The following is a 20407-nucleotide window of genomic DNA, read 5'->3' as shown; positions in this document are numbered from 1 at the left end:
TTAGAATTGAGTGGCGAGGGAATTTATAAATAAGGTATTTTTAATAGAATGTAATTCTCTATTTCAACATACACTTATATAACTACTCTTAGAAAGGTCTAGTATAAATGCAAAGTATCGTTTTGATTTTAATACTTCAATTAGTATATGTACCCTTTTTAACTTTACGTACAATATTTTTGGTGAAAAATATTACTTTCCTTGCTGCCATATTCGGTATGCTAGAGATGCTCGTGTATGTATTTGGCCTTTCGCTTGTTTTTAGCGGGAAACAAAGTATGTTAGCTATGGTCGTTTATGCAATTGGTTTTGGCTTAGGTATTTTTTTAGGAGCCAAAATTGAACGGAAGCTGGCGATTGGCTATGTTTATGCAACCATTAATACTCAAAATAAAAATGAAGAGCTTGTGAGGTTTCTCCGTAATGAGGGATTTGCTGTTACGATTTATGTTGGTGAGGGGCGAGATAGTAATCGCTATAAATATGAAATTTTAACAAAGAGAAATCGAGAGGCAGAACTCTTTCAAATAGTAGAGCAATTTGAACCGAATGCATTTATAATTTCCTACGAGCCAAAGTCATTTAAAGGCGGTTTTTTACTAGCTCGTATGAAGGCTAGGCAAAAATAATAGGACCTTAGCTACTAGCTGAGGTCCTTTTCGTTGCTATTTAAACTTTGCATCCATCCAGTTTTTAAAGAGGTGATAATCTGAGTAGACTGTATCTTTGTAGTTCATAGACTGTAAAATTACTTGTTCAACAAATACATGTCGATCTTTCCCAATCGTTTTTAGTATCTCATCCTCACTATGATAGGTGAAAACAGGAGAATAATCGATATCCGCTCGTGCATGTATTTTAGCGGCAATTTGTCCCATAATCGAGGTTGTTGTATAGTAATCGTCGACATTTTTATAGTTTTTAGGCTTTACTTTCTTTTTATAAGGGGAACGCTCTCGAATGTAAAATTCCTGCTCATTCATGGTGATATAGTGTAAATGAGGGTCCTCTAAATGGTGCATAGCTTTTTGTGTCCCAACTACTCTCGCACCTTGATGCTCATAATGCTTCCAAAATTCATGATTGTAAGGAAGGAAATAGGCAGGGATCGCTGTACGGACCTCTTTCATTTCTAATACTAAATCGTCTACTCCCGATGCATCTTTTTTGTCTTCCACTAAAATATAGTAACGTTTTAATCCGATTGAAGCAGTACCTGAGCCATGCTTGTAAGCAATGTCCTTAATCTTGTAAGCAGGAAGTGCACTCGAAATTGCATTATATTCCTCGGCAGTAACGGGCTTAATTTCATCATTGCTAATAAATAGGCGTTGCCCGTCTTCATCGACATAGGAAATATCCTGTAAAAACTGGGAGCGTTGACGTTTCTCTAGCTTTTTCAATAATTTTTTGGCGGGTCCTTTTGTGTTGTCTTTCGTAAATACGAGCGTTAGAGGATCATCCTGTTTACGCTGAAATCGTTTAAGCTGATCTATATAGCTATTGAGCAGATGTTGAATGGCCGTTTCCTGAGCAGCCTTATGTATGCCTTGTTCTTCTAAATAAAGCGCAATACTTACACTCATACGAACAATATCATATAAATAAGAACCAACATAACCCTCATCAAAATCATTGACATCAAAGACAATCGTGCCGTCTTCATTTTGAAAGGCACCGAAGTTATCCATATGCATGTCTCCTTGAATCCAAGTCGGTTTGAGAGTAGGCGTATGGAAAATGGAGGAAGTTTTTGTCATGTCAAAATAAAATAGATAAGCACTTCCTCGGAAAAAGCGGAATGGACTTTCAAGCATTTTCTGATACTTCTCCAAACGCTGTGCCTCAGTTAACTTCATTCGTTGAGCATCAAACTCCTCAAAGATGGTATTTAATAGCTCCCTTCTTAAAAAAACTCTTGTATGTTTCACCTGTTCCAATAATGCATGCTTCATCTAAAAACCCCCTTTAGGTTACATGTATATACGAAAAATAAAGGAATAGGTTTCGAAGAAATTTATCAAAAGGGCTCGATAAAAATGGCTTAGGATCTAGGGTTATTTCGTAACATGTTCAATCACCTATTTTCATACTATAAGACATGCTCAGTTACGGAGGGGGGTTATATGTATTTTTTGACGAAAAGCCTTGTCATTATAGTAGGGAGTATTTCTTTGTCGTTAGGAATTAACTTATTCTTAACGCCCTATGAAATATTAGATGGGGGAGTAGTAGGATTAGCGCTGATTTTACATTATTTATATAAGTTAAAGATTGGTCTAATGATTATTATCATTAGTATCCCTATTTTTATTATTGCCTGGTTTAAATATAGAGCTTATTTTTACAATAGTATTCATGGCTTAATTACCTCTTCCTTGACTATAGACTTGTTAAAGCCAGTCAGAAATCTCGTTCATATAGATGCTCTTTACAGTGCTATACTTGGGGGGATTCTCGTAGGCTTTGGAATCGGCTTAATGCTTCGTTTTCAGACAAGCACAGGAGGGACAGACCTCATTGCGCAATTTATTAGTGATAAAACAAGTATTAATGTAGGGATATTAATATTTTTCATTGATTCTATCTTTATTGTTGTGGGCGGCTTCCTGTTATCCTCCACTACTTTTTTATTGTCTATTATTACGGTTCTAGTAGTAGGCATAACGACGAGCATCATTACGAGTCGTGCTTCATAACATTCGTTTACTCCTGAGCGTGTCGCATAAAAAAATAGCTCCAGTAAGAGACTGAAACTATTTTGGCGTTTGATTGTCGAGTGTTTTCATAAGCTTCTTTTTAGGATGTGCTGGTTTGACCTCTGCAATGAGTATGGCGAGTAATATAAGAACAGCTCCTACAACCATACGGCTCGTTAAAATTTCGTGCAGGAAGATAACCGATAAGATCATGCCGAAAAAAGATTCCGTTGATAGAATAATCGCAGCCTTTGTAGCAGTTGTATATTGATTCGCCACATTTTGAAAAAGGTAAGCAATCGTTGTTGAAAAAATTCCTAAGTAAATAATCGAATAAATAGCTTCTTTTTCTAGTGACGTAGGGATTTCTCCTTGGCTAATGACCACAAGAATACCTATAAAGGAAGCGGTAAGAAATTGAATGATAGTTAGTGCAATGGCATCTTCCTTTTGAACAAAAAGATTTGTACAAAATATATCAAAGGCAAAAGCAACGGCACAAGCTAACGAAAGGGCATCACCAATATTCATCGTCAATGAACCTTGTAACGATAAAAAGCCAATTCCAATAATGGCTATTAAGGACCCAATAATTTCATACCCATCAATACGACGCTTATAAACCGCATAGGCGATTAACGGAACAATAACGACATTAACTGCGGTTAAAAAGGCATTTTTCGATGGTGTTGTATATTGAAGTCCAACCGTTTGAAGAGCAAATGCTATATACAATATGGTACCTAATAAAGCACCTTTCCATATGACCGATTTTGACGCTTTTTTTAATCGGGAACCAAATAAAACAGTTAATATAATTGAAGCTAATAAAAATCTACCAGCCATAACTTGATAAGCCGTTAAATATTCTAAGGCAATGGCTGTTATAACAAACCCACTGCCCCAAACAATGGCTGTAACGAGTAGCATGCCATCCGCTATGTAAGTTTTCATGAAATTCTTCCTCCTAACTTCAATTAGGATAGCATAAGAGAGAAGAAAATAATTTGATTTTATTTCTAAATATTCAGGCGTTTTTTTGTACTTATTCCAAAGCGATTATTCATCACTCAATTTGCTATGTAATAAGTACAATTTAACGGCTGCAGCTAGACGCTCATAAAATACATAGTCATTATCTATAGGTACTACTAACTGACGGATTTTTGCCATACGATAGCGGACGGTATTGGGATGACAATAATGGTCAACAGCTACTTCTTTAATGTTTCCTTTTTTTGTAATATAGGTTTTGGCCGTTTCCAATAAATCTGGATATGCCTTATCATCGAATAAAGGCGCTAAAAAGGAAGTAACATAATCCATCGCAAATGTAGGATTTTTACGATACAGCTCTATTAATAAACGATCTGATGCAAGGGACTTATAATGGCAGCTTAGTACCTTATCAATTTCAGCAAAAACACTAGCAAAAAAGGCTTCTCGTAAAGCAGTAGAGATGCCTGTTTGTGTGTCGTACCAATTGCTATAGCCAAAGGTGAATGCTTCGGTAGGGATAGCACTTAATGTTAGCCATTCATGTATAAACCTCTCAGCCTGAAACTGCTGAGATGGGTGAGTGATAATTATAAAATGACTTTGCTTATAGGAACAAAGTAAACCAGATTTTAATAAAGGCTCCATTGATAAAAAGTTCTGTTGCCAATCACTTTGAGATAAACCCCTTCCCCGTAGATTAGCGACAAATACATACTTGTCAAAGGGTCTATCAATTTGCTGTAATATCGACTTCAGCTGCTCCTCTGCAAGATCCTCCTCCATTAATCTTCGTACAATTGTTTCTAAAAAGAACGAGTAATCCTGTGTTTTAGCATAAGCCATCGTTTCTAAAATGATTTTTTCAAAAAACTCATCTCCACCAAATCGAAGGATAGGAAAATTACGTTCTTCCGCATAAGTTAAAACCTCTTTAGGTAAATCTTTATAAATAACAGGCTTATAGGCTAAGGCACTTGCTCCAAGCTCGATCAAGCTTTTGACGGCATTTAATAAATACTCAGGCTTTTGCTTTGCAAATAATAAGCTACTTAACACAACACTGTTAGGAGTGAATATTGTATCTCGCACATGATGTATATCTGGGGAGAATTCAAAGTCGAGTATTTCTACGTTGTGAACAGCTTTATGCAAACCGCTGTGACCAGCAATAACGGTAAATTCTTTTGTAATGGGTAATTGTAAAAAGTTCTCTACATTCATGAATGGATCATTGCCTTTCTTGTAGTAAGCTATTATCTTCTATTATAAAAGTACGTCTTAATAAAAAAACATTAGTTTGAAAAGATTATACATACAATAAAAAAATCTGCTCCTGGTGAGCAGATTTTTCAACGTTATTTATCGATTAAATAGTAGAAAAAATATTAGGCTTTCTATTTCTTAATGGGTTTGTTTGTTCGATAGCATACCCAACATTTAAAATTCGACCTTCTTTAAAGGCAGGACCAATAATTTGAAGACCTATTGGTAAATTTCCTTTAAAGCCGCAAGGAACGGAAAGGGCAGGTAAGCCTGTTAAATTACTTGGACCTGTAAAACGAATAATATTATCAATTAAATCTACTTTTTTGCCATTTAGCTCAGCGAAATCATCACCAATGGTATTTGCCACCACAGGTAGAGTAGGGGTAATAAGCACATCTACTTGATTAAAAATTTCGTTAAACTCCTGCTTAATTTGAAGACGTACTTGCTGTGCCTGTAAGTAATCAACTGCAGAAGGCAGTTCCCCTAGCTCAAATAATAACCGGATATCGTCTCCGAAATCTTGAGGTCTCTTTTGTAAATCAGAATGGTGTATAGCTGCTGCCTCTGAAAGGGATGTTACAAGCTCTGCCCATTCTGCATATTGTAAGGATGGAATTCGCACTACTTCCACTTTAGCACCTTGATCTACTAAACTTTGAATGCTCGCTCGAACAGCCTTTTCTATGTCAGCATCTACGTCTTTAAAGAAGTAGTCCTCATTAATGCCGATGACTAAATCCTTACTATTACCTGAAAGTTGCTGCACGTAATTGTCAGTAGGTACATCTATGCAAGTAGGGTCTCGATGATCAAAACCAGAAATGACTTCCAGCAAGCCTGCTGCATCCTTTACTGTCTTTGTCATTGGGCCGATATGGTCTAAGCTCCAAGCAAGTGGGTAACAGCCATATTTACTTACACGACCATGCGTAGGCTTTAAGCCAACGATACCACAGGCAGAAGAAGGGATTCGAATCGAGCCTGCTGTATCCGTTCCTAGTGAGGCGACACTTGCACCTGCCGCAACAGCGGCACCAGAGCCACCACTAGAACCACCTGGAATCTTATCTAAATCCCAAGGGTTGCGAACGGGTCCGTAATGAGGGTTATTATTAGTAATTCCCCAAGCATATTCATGCATGCTTAATTTTCCAGTGAAAATAACACCAGCGTCACGAAGTTTCTCTACTACTGTTGCATCATAATCTGAAACGAAGTCCTTATGAATTTTGGAGGACATCGTTGTAATTTTATCTTTAAAATATAAGTTATCCTTTAAGGCCATCGGAATTCCGTGATACATTCCTTTATATTGCCCTTGGAGAATCTCTTTTTCTATTTCATTTGCTTGAGACAATGCTTCTTCTCGATAAAAGGCCATATAGGCATTAATTTTAGGCTGGCTTTCCTCAGCAAAGTCTAGAATAGCCTTCGTAAGTTCCACAGGTGATAAAGCCTTCGATTGTAGTAAAGGTGCCAGCTCTTCAACAGATTTTAAATGTAAATCAGTTGTCAATGTGATCACCTCCAGGAATGCTACGTACAGCGATATCCGCGTCATCAATCGCAATACCTTCTAGGTGGTTACGTAGTGACTGCATACCTTCCCAGCGTACTTTTAATCGTTCAAGGTGTTCAGGTTTCGGTGTAATTCCTTTGTTCTCCAATAATTGTTGAATAGACAAGCTCATTAACTAGATCCTCCCTTGAATAGTTTTATTATCTAAATAGGTTTCCCCATAAAGACCAATATCGTCAATCACAAATAATTATAATAGGTAAGATAATCCTATTATTACAATCATACACTAACAATAGTTTATATCAAATAAATAATTCTAAATAGAAAGAATATTATGAAATTAAAACTATTTAATAGATATGAATAAAAGCTTACTACTCGGAAAGGGATACCCTGAATTCTAGTGCTAGAGCTTGCTCTTTTTACATGCGATTCACAGTCTATTTACAATTGAAGCGTACAATGAACCATAATAACCAATTAAAGAGGTGCAAGCATGGAGTCAGCTGTGGAACAAAATATAAAAACGAATAATGTTTTTTCTTTATTAAAATATTTATACGGGCAACATCAACAAAATACGTTATATATGAAACGTTTAAAAGCATTGAAGCAAATTATTCAACAAGGTTCTTTACATACATACTTTCAGCCTATTGTGGATTTACAGACAGCACAAACAATTGGATTTGAAGCTTTAAACCGTCCAATATCCTCGGAATTGTTTACAAGTGTCGACCAGTTTTATGAGTTTGTAGGACAAACAGATTGTGTATTTTTATTTGAATGTTTTTGTAGAAATCTTTCTTTACAACGTTTCAAGGAACGTATGCACAATGATTTGATGGATAAAAACCTTTTAGTGTTTCTTAATATACATCCGAATGTATTATTAGATAAAAAATATCATAGTGGGGAAACGCTACAATTATTAAAGGAACTCGGCATTAAGCCACAACAAGTAGTTTTTGAATTAACGGAGCGTAGTGCTGTTATAGATTTTGTTGAGTTTGAACGTGTATTATCACATTATAGATCGCAGGGCTATCGTATTGCGGTAGACGATGTTGGCTCAGGCTACAATAGCTTGAAAACACTTATTTATTTAAAGCCAGAATTTATTAAACTAGACCGTTCATTAATTCAAAGTATTGATCAGATTAGTGAGCAGCAGCAGCTTGTTACATTGCTAATGAAATATGCCGAGCAGGCCAAAACTAAAATTATTGCTGAGGGAATTGAGAGACAGGAAGAGCTTGAGTATCTACATCGTATCGGTATTCACTATGCGCAAGGTTATGCGATAGGAAAGCCCGCAAAGGAAATACATTTAGGAAAAATAAGGGTGGGTGACCATGAAGATTGGGGAAGTCATTGAAAAGGTTCCATGTATTGATGAATATGTGAAAAATAAAGAAGTAGATGTACTTTTTACGAGTAATCCTTCATTACGTAGTGTTGTGGTAGTTCGTGATGAAAAACCTATTGGGCATATTACACGTACACATTTCTATCAAAAAATAGGTACTCAATATGGCTATCATTTATTTATGGGACGGCAAAATCAATTAATCATTAAAGAGAATCCTTTAATTGTAGATCGGAATATACCGATTACTGAGGTTAGTACTCAAGCAATGTCTAGACCTCCGGAGGATTTATATGATGATGTGATTGTCACTAAAAAAGACCTATATTATGGAATGGTTAGTATAAGGGAGCTTCTGTTAAAGCTCGTCGATACACAGGTGGCCATTGCTAGCTTTTTGAATCCACTAAGTAGTTTACCAGGTAATAAATTAATCAATGAAAAGCTTGAGGAAGCCTTAAAACTTCCACAATATAGTTTAATATATTTCGATTTAGATCATTTTAAATCCTATAATGACACCTATGGCTTTAATAAAGGCGATAAAATCCTACTATATTTAACAGATATACTTAAAAGACATATATGTGAGGTAGATGATTTTTTAGGGCATATTGGTGGCGATGACTTTGTAGCGATTTTGCCCTATTATGATGCTGCTTCGATTTGCCAAAGAATTATTGATGATTTTGATGCTAATATTTTGAGTTTTTATGAATTAGAGGATCTTGAATATGTGCAGGTAGCCAATAGAATTGGAAAACTGGAGCCATTAACATGCACTACTTTATCCGTTGCAGTTATTACGAATAAATTTCAATATTTTGGCTCCGTAGAACAATTATCTAATGCGGTGACACACGTGAAAAAACAGTGTAAAAAAATTACTGGAAGCTGTTATTTGATTAATACACAAGAAACCTACTTCGTTCATTAAACGATGTATGTTTTTGTTAATGTTGGGGTATTTTGGGGTATTAATTTTGTAATCACAGGGATCGTAACCCATTAAAGTGATGATGTTGTCACCAATTGAAGCATGGGAGACTAAAATATTTTAAAGAAGTCTCTTTAAAATGATCGTTTTACGTTTTGAGGGCATAATGAATAGCGACAAATCGTTTTTATTTTATGAAATTATTAATCTTAATAAAACATACTTGAATTATAGGGATTATAGGTATATAATTCGATTACATTATTATAAAACACCTTAGGAGGCATTCCATTGTCGAATTTACAAATCATTCTTAACGTAGCAGTTCTGCTTGTGTTCGTTGGAATTTTATATGTGATGAATAAAAAACACGTCAAGTTTTCGAATCGTGTTTTTGCAGGTCTAGGTTTAGGGATTTTGCTTGGTCTTGGACTTCATTTTATCTACGGTATTGATTCTGAAGTTTTAGCTAAAACAACATCTTGGTACAATATTATAGGTACTGGGTATGTTAAATTATTACAAATGGTAGCGATGCCATTAGTATTTATATCTATTCTCATTGCCTTTACAAAAATGAAAATTGGTAAAAATTTTGGGAAAATGGCTGCTCTTATTTTAGCTATTTTAATTGGTACGACAGCTGTTTCGGCAGCAGTAGGTATTCTTTCTGCAACAGTATTTGATTTAGATGCAACACACATTTTACAAGGTGAAGCGGAGACAGCACGTGGCCAATACCTTGAGGAAAAAACGACTGGCTTAGCAGCACCTGATTTACCAACACAAATTGTTGAGTTATTCCCAGCCAATCCATTCTTGGATTTAACAGGAGCTCGTTCAACTTCAACAATTGCTGTCGTAATTTTCTCAGCATTCCTTGGCTTTGCTTATTTACGTGTAGCACGTAAAGATGAAGGAACAGCAGCAACAATTAAAAAAGGGTTAGATGCTATTTATGCCCTTGTCATGGGTGTTGTAACAATTATTTTACGTTTAACACCGTACGGAATTTTAGCTATTATGGCTCGTACTGTAGCAACATCTGATTTCGGTGCCATCTATAATTTAGGTAAGTTTGTGATTGCCTCTTATGCAGCTTTAATAATTGTATTTTTAGTACACTTGTTAATCTTGACATTAAGCGGATTAAACCCAATTACGTATGTGAAAAAGTCTGCGGAAACATTATTATTCGCCTTTACTTCACGTTCAAGTGCGGGTACTTTACCGATGAATATTAAAACGCAAACAGGTCGTCTTGGGGTATCTGAAGGTATCGCCAATTTCTCAGGTTCATTTGGTTTATCAATTGGTCAAAATGGCTGTGCTGGTGTATATCCTGCCATGCTAGCAATTATGATCGCACCTACAGTCGGTATTAATCCACTTGATCCTGTGTTCATTATTACAGTTATTGCAGTAGTAGCAGTTAGCTCATTTGGTGTAGCAGGTGTTGGTGGTGGTGCAACATTTGCAGCGATCCTTGTATTATCAGCTCTTGATTTACCAGTTGCCCTTGCAGGTGTATTAATCTCAGTTGAGCCTTTAATTGATATGGGACGTACAGCTTTAAATGTAAGTGGTTCAATGACAGCTGGTGTTACAACAGCACGTGTTACGAAAGAATTGGATATTGAAATGTATAATAATAAAGAGTTAGGTGCTCAAGTAGCAGACCTATAAGATAGAAGAACCCCCTTTAAAGGTGAAACTTTAAAGGGGGTTGTTTTTATATGATCTTTACATAAAAATCTTTACCATTGATTATTTCAGTAATTTCAATATTAAAGTTTTCTTTATAGTACTCAAAAATATTGTAGGCTAAACCGGAGTGTCCATTTAAATATGTTCCTTTTTTAATCTCCTTACGAGGGTTATGAAAATCAAAATATAAGCGGGAATCCCTACTCATAGTCCTTAAAATGGCTAGAAATTCTTGTTCTTCGATATGAATGCCACGCGTATAGCTACACTCTCGGCGATACGTATCATGAGCAATATTTATCGGAGAAGCTTCAAAAATTACTTCGATTTGTTTCTTCAAATGTGACAGCTCCTTTCGAAATGTGATCAAAAAGTTAGCTACAGACAACCTAATTCATAATACTAGTATATAATTGTCGGAAAATTATATCAATTAATATCTACCAATCTTGTTGCTGTATTTCCTCTGCTATAATTTGTAAATCATAGGCATTTATTGTCAAAAGTGAATAGTCATGAGACTCCATAAATTTTTCTGCCAGACGTTTGATATATTTTGGAGAGCCTTCATTTTCTTCATCATAAATTAATAATAGACCATCTGTATTTTGAATAATAAATTTATCCTTCTCAATAAATTGCCAAGGAGCCTCGTACGGTTTTTTCGTAATGCTTGTGACGAAATCTGCTCGGGCAATTATGGTTTGATATTTTTCCTTTTTATGGTCCTGCCAATTTTTCTCTTGTTCTAAAAAGGGTGTGATAACTGCATATTTTAAATGAGGAAATTCCTTTTTTAGCGTCCATACAACTTCAGCACTCCAAGATTCTACACCTTGTTGGCCGCTAATAATCACCCATTCGAGCCCTTCATCAAGTAGAAGACGTAGACGGTTTTCCAATGCCTTTTTAATGATACTAATCCCAGGATGTTTATCGTTAAAAATACCAAGTTCATGTGGCTTATAGCCTGTAATCATTATACGCGTTAACAAGAAAATGCCCCCTAAGCTGTATGGTTGTAGTAATAGTATACAGTAGGGGGCAAGGAAAACGAATGCCGATATTATCGATTAAAATGCAATAGTGTTAAAATTACTGCTACAGCCGCACAAATACCTAAAAACCACCACGAGTCTGTAAAGTCTTCTTTAGAGTCACTATTCATATGAAATAATTCCTTTCGTATATAGTAGTTTGTAGGAGTCTTACTTCACCTGACCGGTCCACGACCAATTCGTCCATACACGTAAGACTGTTTCAAATGGGCCACGTTTAAATTTCTTTAAATAGGCAAGGCTGAGGACACATTGTAGGCTGTAAACAACGATACCGAATAAAATACCACCAAAGACACCTAACTTGCCATATAATCCGAGACCATAACCGTAAAAAACAGTTGTACAAATAATAGTTTGTAGTAAATAATTGGTTAAAGATAATTTTCCCACGCTCTCGAATGCAGGAGCAAGGAGTTGTACAGGGCGTGTTTTATAGAGTAAAGCTGCAAGGCTGACATAGCCAAGTGCTAATAGTTGAGATCCGCCCATCAATAAGATGGAAGAAAAATCACTTTCTATAAAACTTACACTTTTACATGCGAGTCCTATAGGAACTAGGAGTGCCCCTAGCTTATACCACTTTACTTCCTCGTCCATTTTCGTAAAGGCTTGCTTTTTAGCGAGTGCCATACCGAAGAGGAATAGGGGAGCATAAAACATTGGCGCAAAAATTAATACAATAAAGATGAAGGAAGGGTCTTCCATTCCAGGTACTTCTGCATTTGCTCGGAAATCAAAAATTTCTAAGTAGCTTCCATTAGCATAGACATCATTTGCTTGTTCAATGTAAGTATCTAATTCCTTTTGTTCCTTTTTAGTTGCCTCCATAGAACCGTATGTTAAAGCCGTCGTAAGGACAAATAGAATACCCGCCCATATAAACAAAGTTTTGGGTTTACGATTAATAAAGGGAATTAAAAATAAAGTCATACAGCCATAAGAAAAAAGAATATCGCCTTCCCATAAAAAAATGGAATGGAGTAAACCGAGGGCAATTAAACCAATTGCCCGACGTAATACAGACCAGCGGCTTTTATTTTTTTTTCTTCGAATGGATTCAATTAATTTAATAAGCGAGAAGCCGAATAAAATAGTGAAGATTGGCATAAAGGAGCCTTCAATCACAATCTTTACAAAATATAAAGCTCCATTATCTAAGGTAGAAAGATTTTTTAATTCATCTTTGCCATACATCCCAAATTGGAATATCAGCAAATTCGCCATTAAGATGCCAAATAAACTAAACCCACGCATTGTATCAATGAAAGTAATACGATTAGTTGTCATTGCGTTTTATCTCCTTAATTGGTTATCTTATACATAGAATAGTTGAGGAAGCTTATGGTGAAATAATGACTACCTTAAAGTAATCTTAAAAGTAGGTGAGGATATGCAGAAAGCATCCATATTAGTATTAGAGGATGAACGCGCGATAGCTGAAATGATTGATATCATTTTAAGAAAAGAAGGAATGACAAGTATTACAGTATGTAACACGATAGAAGCAGCGAAATCCGAGATTTATGCTAAAACATTTGATTTTTATCTTTTAGATATTATGCTGCCAGATGGTAGTGGATTAGAAGTGGCTCATATTATTCGGGAAAAAAGCGATGCTCCTATTTTTTATTTAACAGCTAAAAGCAGTGACGCCGATAAACTTCGGGGTTTTATGAATGGTGCAGATGATTATATTACAAAACCATTTAACCCACTGGAACTTGTTGCAAGGGTGAAGGTGCAGCTAGCACGTTATATGAAGAAAAAGCAAGTCACAGAAAATCATCTTTTTACATGTAGCCGTTTTACATTCGATATTGATGCTGCAGAAATCACTGTGGATGGCGTAAGGGAAATCATTAGTGGCCGTTTGTTTCATTTATTGAAATATTTATGTGATAATGCGGGGCAAGTTTTATCTAAGGAACAAATTTACGAGCGTGTATGGGGAGATTGTTTATTTGATGATAATACAGTAATGGTACATATTCGAAAACTGCGAGAAAAAATTGAAAAGAATCCTGGAAAGCCTACCTGTATTATAACGGTCAGAGGTATTGGCTATAAGCTTGTTGGGGATGTTTCTCCATGAAGCCAGCAGGGAAATTAACGCTTCGTTTTGTATCTTATTTCATCATATTCTATTTATTAATTATTTCAGGCTTTATTATGAGCTTGGTATTTTTTGCGATCTTTATTAATGATCGTGTAGGAGACAACATTCATGTCATGAGCTCCTTTGAAATTGAGGATGATGCTGTCGTCGAAAAAGGAGAATCCATTAAAATTGCCGATTATTTAGTAAAACGTGCTGAGGAAAATGCAGGACAACTTTACTTATTTGATCAGTCGATGACCATTGTAGATTATACAGGGGAAAGATGTGAACTATGTGGAATGCCTGATAGCGAAATTTTTGCATTAAAGCAGCCGGGTATGCATACATGGGAACTCCCAAAAAATTATTTGTTATTTCTACCTATTTCTCCTGTTCAGCCACTATTTGAGGAGGCTCTTGATAATTGGTTAGCCACAGGAGCGATTTCAGAAGTGACACTACAGCGTTTAAAGGAACATAAAGCTAGTGTTGAAATTTATGATACGGAATGGAACCGAACAGACATTGTAGGAAAGCGTTACGAAGAGCTGAAGAAGCCGCAACTGGTTGAGGAGAAATACGATATTTTTGAGCATGAGGAACTTAAGCAAAGCACGACCTTAGCGGATGATTCCACATTTGTTGTCCGCATGCCGAATCCATCCTATAAACCGTTCGAAGAGCCTTTCAATAAGGCAATGATTTTATTTGTTTCTATTTTCTTTGGTGGGCATATTATTTTATTACTGGGCGTTATCTTTTTATCGATAAGTATTTCGCGACAATTTGTACGACCACTTGTTTATGTCATATCACGTATTGAGCGACTTACCCAATTTGATTACAGTGATATAAGTGATAAGAAAATCCATCATAAGAAAACAGGGAAATTGAAACGGAAATTTAAATTATTTCAGCCTGTAGAGGAGTCCCTAAACCATTTATCTGAGCGGCTTGATTCAAATGAAAGGCAAATTAAGCAATCAGAGCAGTTACGTGAGGAGTGGATTACAGGCTTATCGCATGATTTAAAAACGCCTTTAAGTTCTATTTATGGCTATTCCACAATGCTTGCCTCGGAGGATTATGAGTGGACAAAGGAAGAGATGCGTATTTTTGCACAAACGATGCAGGAAAAGGCAACGTATATGGATGCGCTTATACAAGATTTAACGTATACGTATCAGTTGAAAAATAAAGCTATACAGCTGGATAAGGTATTACTGCCTTTGACAACATGGTTAACACAATTTGCAGATGAACAGGTAAGCGTAAAGGTTTATGGTGATGTGATGCTGCAAGCAGATGAACTTTTACTCAAGCGGATTATGGATAATTTAATAACCAATGCAAAGAAATATACACCTGTAGGCACGAAGGTGATGGTGGAAGCGCAACATACTGGTAAAGAAGTGATGCTAACTATTGCTGACCATGGTCCTGGCATTCCTCAGGAAGAGCTCGATAACCTATTCGAACGTTATTATCGTGGAACTAACACTACAGATGATACAGCAGGGACAGGGTTAGGACTAGCCATTACGAAACAGCTCATTGATCTCCACAATGGCACCATAAGTGTACGTTCAGATCGTGCCGGTACGGTATTTATTTTAAAATTTCAATGTCATTAAAAAGAGGTATCAAAATTCACTTTGATACCTCTTTTATTATTGTCTATTTTTATTGCACCGCTCAGCTGGGCGCTCAATTTTTACATAACGCCATAGGCTATTAGCGATATCGCGGGCTTCTGCGACATGTTCTGTTCCAACGAATGCTTTACGGAAAGGTGTAAGAAGTGATTCGATAATAAAGAGCTTTGGATTTTCGCGTTGAAGCTCTTCTAATAAGAATTCCGCATACTCCAAGCCTTCCACTGTTTCATTGTTCGTTAATCCTTTGGCAAAGCCATGTAATTGATCAATGACCATATCTTTTGTAACGGTTTTATAATTCACTACATTTTGAATTGTATTGATCATTTCAACGCTAACGATGATTTCTTTCGATTCAAGCATCGTAGGTATAATAACGCTAATATTGCGCAATGCTACACGTACAATGGCTTCTCGATTGATATATTTATTATAATCAGCAATAAAAACTGCGCGCAATGTGAGGTTAATCATTCCAAGTGTTTGCACAGCACATTCATAGCTTATTGGGCTAATTTCTTCACCAAAGACTTGAACAAGTCGATTAGCTAACCATTCTAATTCCTGTAGGTGGTAGTTAATAATAATTTTTTTCAGTTCTTTATCTCTTGAATGGAAGATTGATTCAAAAATTTGAATTAAATTATGTTCACGATTGACGTACATGAGAACAGCGACTTGCTGCGTTAATACTTCTAAATCTGTAGGATCTTTCCCGTAAATAAGTTCATGTCGACGATTACTTGCTTCCTCACGTCCTTCATCTAAAATTGCGATTAAGCATTCGTTCTTCGAAGAAAAATGATTGTAAAACGTCCCCTTTGAAATTTTAGCATCATGGATAATGTCGTTAATCGATGTATCTAAAAATCCTTTTTCAATAAAAAGTGCGCGTGCAGCTGTAATAATCTGTCTTTTTCTTTTGTTCATGACCTCACCTTTTTTAAAATATTATACTCTTATTCTACACTAAAAACACTGATATATCAACGTTTATAAAAAATATAAACTTATTTGTTGAAAAAAGTAGACTACGAGTATAAAATAAGTTTTATCGAAAAACACAAGAAAGAATTGAGGGATATAAATGAATAGTGAGCAGACAATGAAGAAGCCCCCTTATGGCATGATAGCTATATTATTTGTGGGTGCTTTTGTTGCTTTTCTTAACAACACATTGTTGAATGTGGCACTACCAACAATCATGAAAGATTTTGGGATCACATATTCAAAAGTACAATGGCTCGCAACAGGTTATATGCTAGTAAGCGGTATTTTAGTTCCTGCTTCAGCATTTTTTGTGACACGCTTTAAAAATAGACATTTATTTATTGCGGCAATGTCCATCTTTACTATTGGTACAATTATGGCAGGCTTCGCTCCTAATTTTGACATGCTATTAGCAGGTCGTATGGTGCAAGCAGCCGGAGCATCTAGTATGTCACCATTGTTAATGAATGTTATGTTAACTAGCTTCCCGAAAGAGAAGCGTGGGGCAGCAATGGGGATCTTCGGTTTAGTTATGATTATGGCTCCAGCAATTGGACCGACATTATCAGGTTATATTGTTGAGCACCATGATTGGCGTATGCTTTTCCAAATGATTATTCCATTTGCGATTATTAGTTTATTATTTGGTGTTTGGAAATTAAGAAACGTGATGGAGACACGTGAAGTCCACTTAGATTTCCTATCAGTACTTTTATCAACAGTTGCATTCGGCGGTATTTTATACGGCTTCAGTACAGCAGGAGATAAAGGCTGGTCAAGTCCTTGGGTATATGGCACAATTTCAATTGGCTTTATTGCCTTAATTATTTTCATCATTAAACAATTAAAAATGGATCAACCATTATTGGAATTACGTATTTATAAATACCCAATGTTTGCATTAGGGTCTGTTATCTCTGTTATTGTTTCGATGGCAATGTTCTCAGGGATGATTTTAACACCGGCTTACGTACAATCTATTCGCGGTATTGAACCATTTGAAGCTGGCTTAATGATGCTTCCAGGAGCGCTTGTAATGGGGATTATGTCACCAATTACTGGTAAGCTTTTCGATAAGTTTGGTCCACGTATATTGGCCATTATCGGATTAACGATTACAACAATCGCTACATTCGGTTTAACAAAATTAGAAATTGATTCAAGCTATACATTTATCGTATCGATGTATACAATTCGTATGTTCGGTATGTCGATGGTAATGATGCCTATTATGACAAACGGTTTAAACCAATTACCACAAATTATGAATCCACATGGTACAGCTATTAACAACACATTACAACAAGTATCAGGAGCAATTGGTAGTGCGATTTTAGTTACATTCATGAATAATCGTACAAAAGCCAAAGCTGAAGAATTAATTGTCGAGGCGAAAGCAAATGCGGCACAAGCAGGTGCAGCACCTACCGCAGAGCAAATGCAACAAATGCAAGATCAAATTATGCAAACTGCTTTATTAGATGGGATTACACACTCATTCTTAATTGCAGCTGGTATAACAGTGATTGCAGTCGTGCTTGCATTCTTCTTAAAACGCGTAAAGTTTGAAAGCGCAGCAGCTTCAATGGATTTGAAAAAACCAACTAAATAATGGGAAAAACTCTCTATTAAGTAAGAAATTACTTGATGGGGAGTTTTTTTATGTGAAAAAAAATTTTAAGATTGGAGTAATTTTTTATCATTTTATTTTATATGATAATACTAATTTACAGAAAATTTAGATAGTTATAATTGTGGGGTGTTCATTTGGTAGATGCCTATATAAATGAATTAGTGCGGAAAAAGGAAATTCCAGGTGCAGTATTGATTGTTCAACAACATCATAAAAGAATTTTGTCTCGTAGTTACGGGGCTTTTACAGCGCAGGATGGCAGCAAACAACTCATTTTGAGCCATACATTATTCGATGTAGCGTCATTAACAAAAGTAGTGGCAACGCTACCAGCTACTTTACTGCTCTTGAGTCGACAGCAAATGACTGTGGACGATAAAGTTCAAACATATTTACCGAATTTTAAGTATGCCAATATAACCATTCAACATTTATTACAGCATAATTCAGGGTTACCAGCAGACTTAATGCCAGTAGTGAAGAGGCATCATCAACGCGACATCATGACAGAGATATTTTCCAGTAAAGTAGTGTTTCAGCCAGGCAAGCAAGTACTCTACAGTGATTTAGGTATGATTTTATTAGGGAAAGTAATTGAAAAAGTATCAGGAAGGTCACTTAGCCAATTCGTTGAACAGGAAATATTGAAGCCTTGGGGGATGAAGCATACTCGCTTTCAATTACCGGACCATCAACAGGCACTAGCGGCATCCACAGAAATGGTGGATGGAAAATTTGTTCAAGGAATTGTCCATGATGAAAAGTCCCTGCTGTTGGAAGGTGTGGCTGGTAGTGCTGGTCTATTTTCATGTGCGGAAGATTTAGCGAAGTTTGCAGAAATATGGTTAGGTTTTACACAACAAGATGTTCTTCCATATGAGTGGCTAGAACTTGCTCATACGAAGACATTTCGGAATAGGGGGCTTGGTTTTGAAGTATGGAACGGAGACTACTCATCATCTTGTTTTGCTAGGAGGTGGAGTAAGGGGTCATTTGGTCATTCAGGCTTTACAGGCACAAGTATTTGGATGGACCCTGTTGAAAAGGCCTTTGTTATTTTCCTGACGAATGCAGTTCATTATGGAAGGAATACAAATATGAGAAGTATTCGGGAAAAGCTTCATACGTTGATCTATGAAAAATTACTTATATGAAGGGTGGATTAGTTGATATGAAACAAAAGAGTAAATGGTTATGGCTGTTTCCATTATTAATCGTTGTAGCTTTAGTGGGGTGTACCTCAAAAGAGAAAACAACGGTTTCAACAACACCTGATAAGGAAGAAGGGGAGAAAACGGAAGAGATTTCTCTCACGATAGGAAGTTGGCGTACTGAAGATGTGGCAAAATATGAAAAAGTGATTGCTTTATTTAATGAACAACATCCCGAAATACACATTTCCTTTAATCCGACTAAAAATACAGAGTATAACACTGTTCTCAATACAGCACTACAGGCTGGGGAAGGCCCAGATATTTTCCACTTACGACCTTATGCAGCAGGATTAAAGCTTGCTGAAGCAGGATATGTAGAGAAAATAAATGGCTTAAACGGTTTAGCTTCGTTTCCTGAAGAGGCATTACTAGCTTCACGTGATGAAGATGGAAATCAATATGGGGTACCGATCAATTTGAGCTCCACGCAATTTTTCTATAATAAAAAAATCTTCAAGGATAATAACCTCGAAATACCGACTACTTGGGAAGAGTTTATAGCATTAAATGATCAATTGCTTGAAAAGGGCATTACCCCGATAGCAATGGGTACTAAGGAAGGGTGGCTATTGTCATTACTGCACGGGATTGTTGGACCAGCGATTTACGAAGGGAATGATTTCTACCAAGCAGTGCTCGCTGGAGAAAAGGATTTTACAGATGCTCAATTTATAGAATCGATACAAGTAATGAATGACTTAAAGAAGTATTTTCCTGCAAATTCAGAAGGCTTAGGAATGGATGATATTCGTACTTTGTTTGCATTAGAGGACGCTGCTATGTTCCCGTTAGGTAGCTGGGAAATTCCTGTTGTATTAGAAATGAATCCAGATTTAGAGTTAGGGTATTTTCCTATTCCATCTAAAGGGGGTCAGAAAACAGTGACGACTTGGGTGGATGGCTCATTTGCTATTAATGCAAATTCGAAAAATATAGAGGCCGCCAAAGTATTTTTAGAGTTTTTAACAACAAAGGAATTTGGTGAGTTGTTTGTGAAGGAGTTTTCCATGATCAGTGCTATACCTGATATTACCTCTGACGATGCCCTATTAAATGAGATTAGTAAATCCACTGCAAATGAAGCGATACCATACATGTGGGTGACTAATTTTACAGGTGGGGACCCAACAACAAAAAGTTTACTTGAAAGTGAATTACAAGGTATGTATCTAGGTCAGGTAACGCCTGAAGAGGTCGCTGCAAAAGTACAAGACAATGCTAAAACTTGGTATACGCCATTTCAAAAATAAA

At 36.3% G+C, this 20407-nt stretch carries 19 protein-coding genes; 10 read left to right on the top strand and 9 right to left on the bottom strand.

Annotated features, from left to right (window positions below):
- Positions 1-107: 107 nt before the first annotated feature.
- On the top strand, positions 108-629 hold the full coding sequence (locus C9J29_RS21135) for a DUF2179 domain-containing protein (RefSeq protein WP_008179593.1): 522 nt from the start codon (positions 108-110) through the stop codon (positions 627-629).
- A gap of 36 nt (positions 630-665) precedes the next feature.
- Here C9J29_RS21135 and C9J29_RS21130 read toward each other — a convergent pair whose 3' ends face one another.
- Positions 666-1955 (bottom strand): DUF2252 domain-containing protein, encoded by a 1290-nt coding sequence (locus C9J29_RS21130; protein WP_089987067.1) that lies wholly within the window; start codon positions 1953-1955, stop codon positions 666-668.
- Between the two features lie 171 nt (positions 1956-2126).
- On the opposite strand from C9J29_RS21130, the gene C9J29_RS21125 reads away from it, so the two are divergent.
- Positions 2127-2699 carry a YitT family protein gene (locus tag C9J29_RS21125; RefSeq protein WP_107922723.1) on the top strand — a complete coding sequence of 191 codons (573 nt, stop codon included), beginning with the start codon at positions 2127-2129 and terminating at the stop codon, positions 2697-2699.
- A 57-nt stretch (positions 2700-2756) separates the two neighbouring features.
- Here C9J29_RS21125 and C9J29_RS21120 read toward each other — a convergent pair whose 3' ends face one another.
- The 4 genes from C9J29_RS21120 to C9J29_RS21105 all read right to left on the bottom strand — a co-directional run bounded on the left by C9J29_RS21120 (position 2757) and on the right by C9J29_RS21105 (position 6658).
- Positions 2757-3653: a DMT family transporter gene (locus C9J29_RS21120; protein WP_008179586.1), complete on the bottom strand. Its 897-nt coding sequence runs from the start codon at positions 3651-3653 to the stop codon at positions 2757-2759.
- Between the two features lie 105 nt (positions 3654-3758).
- Positions 3759-4919: a PucR family transcriptional regulator gene (locus tag C9J29_RS21115; RefSeq protein ID WP_107922722.1), complete on the bottom strand. Its 1161-nt coding sequence runs from the start codon at positions 4917-4919 to the stop codon at positions 3759-3761.
- A 145-nt stretch (positions 4920-5064) separates the two neighbouring features.
- Positions 5065-6483 (bottom strand): amidase, encoded by a 1419-nt coding sequence (locus C9J29_RS21110; RefSeq protein WP_107922721.1) that lies wholly within the window; start codon positions 6481-6483, stop codon positions 5065-5067.
- A complete protein-coding gene (locus tag C9J29_RS21105) occupies positions 6473-6658 on the bottom strand; it encodes a hypothetical protein (RefSeq protein ID WP_025115609.1) in 186 nt (61 codons plus the stop codon). The genes C9J29_RS21110 and C9J29_RS21105 overlap by 11 nt, the downstream gene beginning before the upstream one ends.
- Before the next feature lie 327 nt (positions 6659-6985).
- Here C9J29_RS21105 and C9J29_RS21100 point away from each other — a divergent pair, with 327 nt between their 5' ends.
- From C9J29_RS21100 to C9J29_RS21090, 3 genes are all read left to right on the top strand, one after another.
- Entirely contained in the window at positions 6986-7867 is an 882-nt protein-coding gene (locus C9J29_RS21100; protein WP_089987070.1) for an EAL domain-containing protein, read from the top strand.
- Positions 7845-8795 carry a GGDEF domain-containing protein gene (locus tag C9J29_RS21095; RefSeq protein ID WP_008179576.1) on the top strand — a complete coding sequence of 317 codons (951 nt, stop codon included), beginning with the start codon at positions 7845-7847 and terminating at the stop codon, positions 8793-8795. Before C9J29_RS21100 ends, C9J29_RS21095 begins: the two co-directional genes overlap by 23 nt.
- 291 nt (positions 8796-9086) lie before the next feature.
- Entirely contained in the window at positions 9087-10481 is a 1395-nt protein-coding gene (locus tag C9J29_RS21090) for an L-cystine transporter (RefSeq protein WP_107922720.1), read from the top strand.
- Between the two features lie 46 nt (positions 10482-10527).
- Here the strand turns inward: C9J29_RS21090 and C9J29_RS21085 are convergent, their stop codons facing one another.
- The 3 genes from C9J29_RS21085 to C9J29_RS21075 form a co-directional block, all read right to left on the bottom strand.
- Entirely contained in the window at positions 10528-10842 is a 315-nt protein-coding gene (locus tag C9J29_RS21085; protein WP_036222931.1) for a hypothetical protein, read from the bottom strand.
- A 100-nt stretch (positions 10843-10942) separates the two neighbouring features.
- Positions 10943-11482 (bottom strand): SLOG family protein, encoded by a 540-nt coding sequence (locus C9J29_RS21080; protein ID WP_170844185.1) that lies wholly within the window; start codon positions 11480-11482, stop codon positions 10943-10945.
- 228 nt (positions 11483-11710) lie between these two features.
- Positions 11711-12850, bottom strand: coding sequence for a DUF418 domain-containing protein (locus C9J29_RS21075; protein WP_089987072.1), 1140 nt, complete (start codon positions 12848-12850; stop codon positions 11711-11713).
- 103 nt (positions 12851-12953) lie between these two features.
- On the opposite strand from C9J29_RS21075, the gene C9J29_RS21070 reads away from it, so the two are divergent.
- Both C9J29_RS21070 and C9J29_RS21065 read left to right on the top strand, forming a co-directional pair.
- Positions 12954-13655, top strand: coding sequence for a response regulator transcription factor (locus C9J29_RS21070; RefSeq protein WP_008179568.1), 702 nt, complete (start codon positions 12954-12956; stop codon positions 13653-13655).
- Complete coding sequence (locus tag C9J29_RS21065; protein ID WP_089987073.1) at positions 13652-15295, top strand: sensor histidine kinase; 1644 nt, start codon at positions 13652-13654, stop codon at positions 15293-15295. The genes C9J29_RS21070 and C9J29_RS21065 overlap by 4 nt, the downstream gene beginning before the upstream one ends.
- Before the next feature lie 36 nt (positions 15296-15331).
- Here the strand turns inward: C9J29_RS21065 and C9J29_RS21060 are convergent, their stop codons facing one another.
- Positions 15332-16249, bottom strand: coding sequence for a TetR/AcrR family transcriptional regulator (locus C9J29_RS21060; RefSeq protein ID WP_008179565.1), 918 nt, complete (start codon positions 16247-16249; stop codon positions 15332-15334).
- A gap of 157 nt (positions 16250-16406) precedes the next feature.
- Between C9J29_RS21060 and C9J29_RS21055 the strand changes: the two genes are divergently transcribed.
- From C9J29_RS21055 to C9J29_RS21045, 3 genes are all read left to right on the top strand, one after another.
- Positions 16407-17921, top strand: a complete 1515-nt coding sequence (locus C9J29_RS21055) for a DHA2 family efflux MFS transporter permease subunit (protein WP_107922719.1) — start codon at positions 16407-16409, stop codon at positions 17919-17921.
- Positions 17922-18076: 155 nt separating this feature from the next.
- On the top strand, positions 18077-19096 hold the full coding sequence (locus C9J29_RS21050) for a serine hydrolase domain-containing protein (RefSeq protein ID WP_090002381.1): 1020 nt from the start codon (positions 18077-18079) through the stop codon (positions 19094-19096).
- Positions 19093-20406, top strand: a complete 1314-nt coding sequence (locus tag C9J29_RS21045; protein ID WP_008179556.1) for an ABC transporter substrate-binding protein — start codon at positions 19093-19095, stop codon at positions 20404-20406. The genes C9J29_RS21050 and C9J29_RS21045 overlap by 4 nt, the downstream gene beginning before the upstream one ends.
- Position 20407 lies beyond the last annotated feature (1 nt).

The organism is Lysinibacillus fusiformis (assembly GCF_003049525.1).
Classification (GTDB): domain Bacteria; phylum Bacillota; class Bacilli; order Bacillales_A; family Planococcaceae; genus Lysinibacillus; species Lysinibacillus fusiformis.
This window is presented reverse-complemented; position numbering and strand designations above follow the sequence as displayed.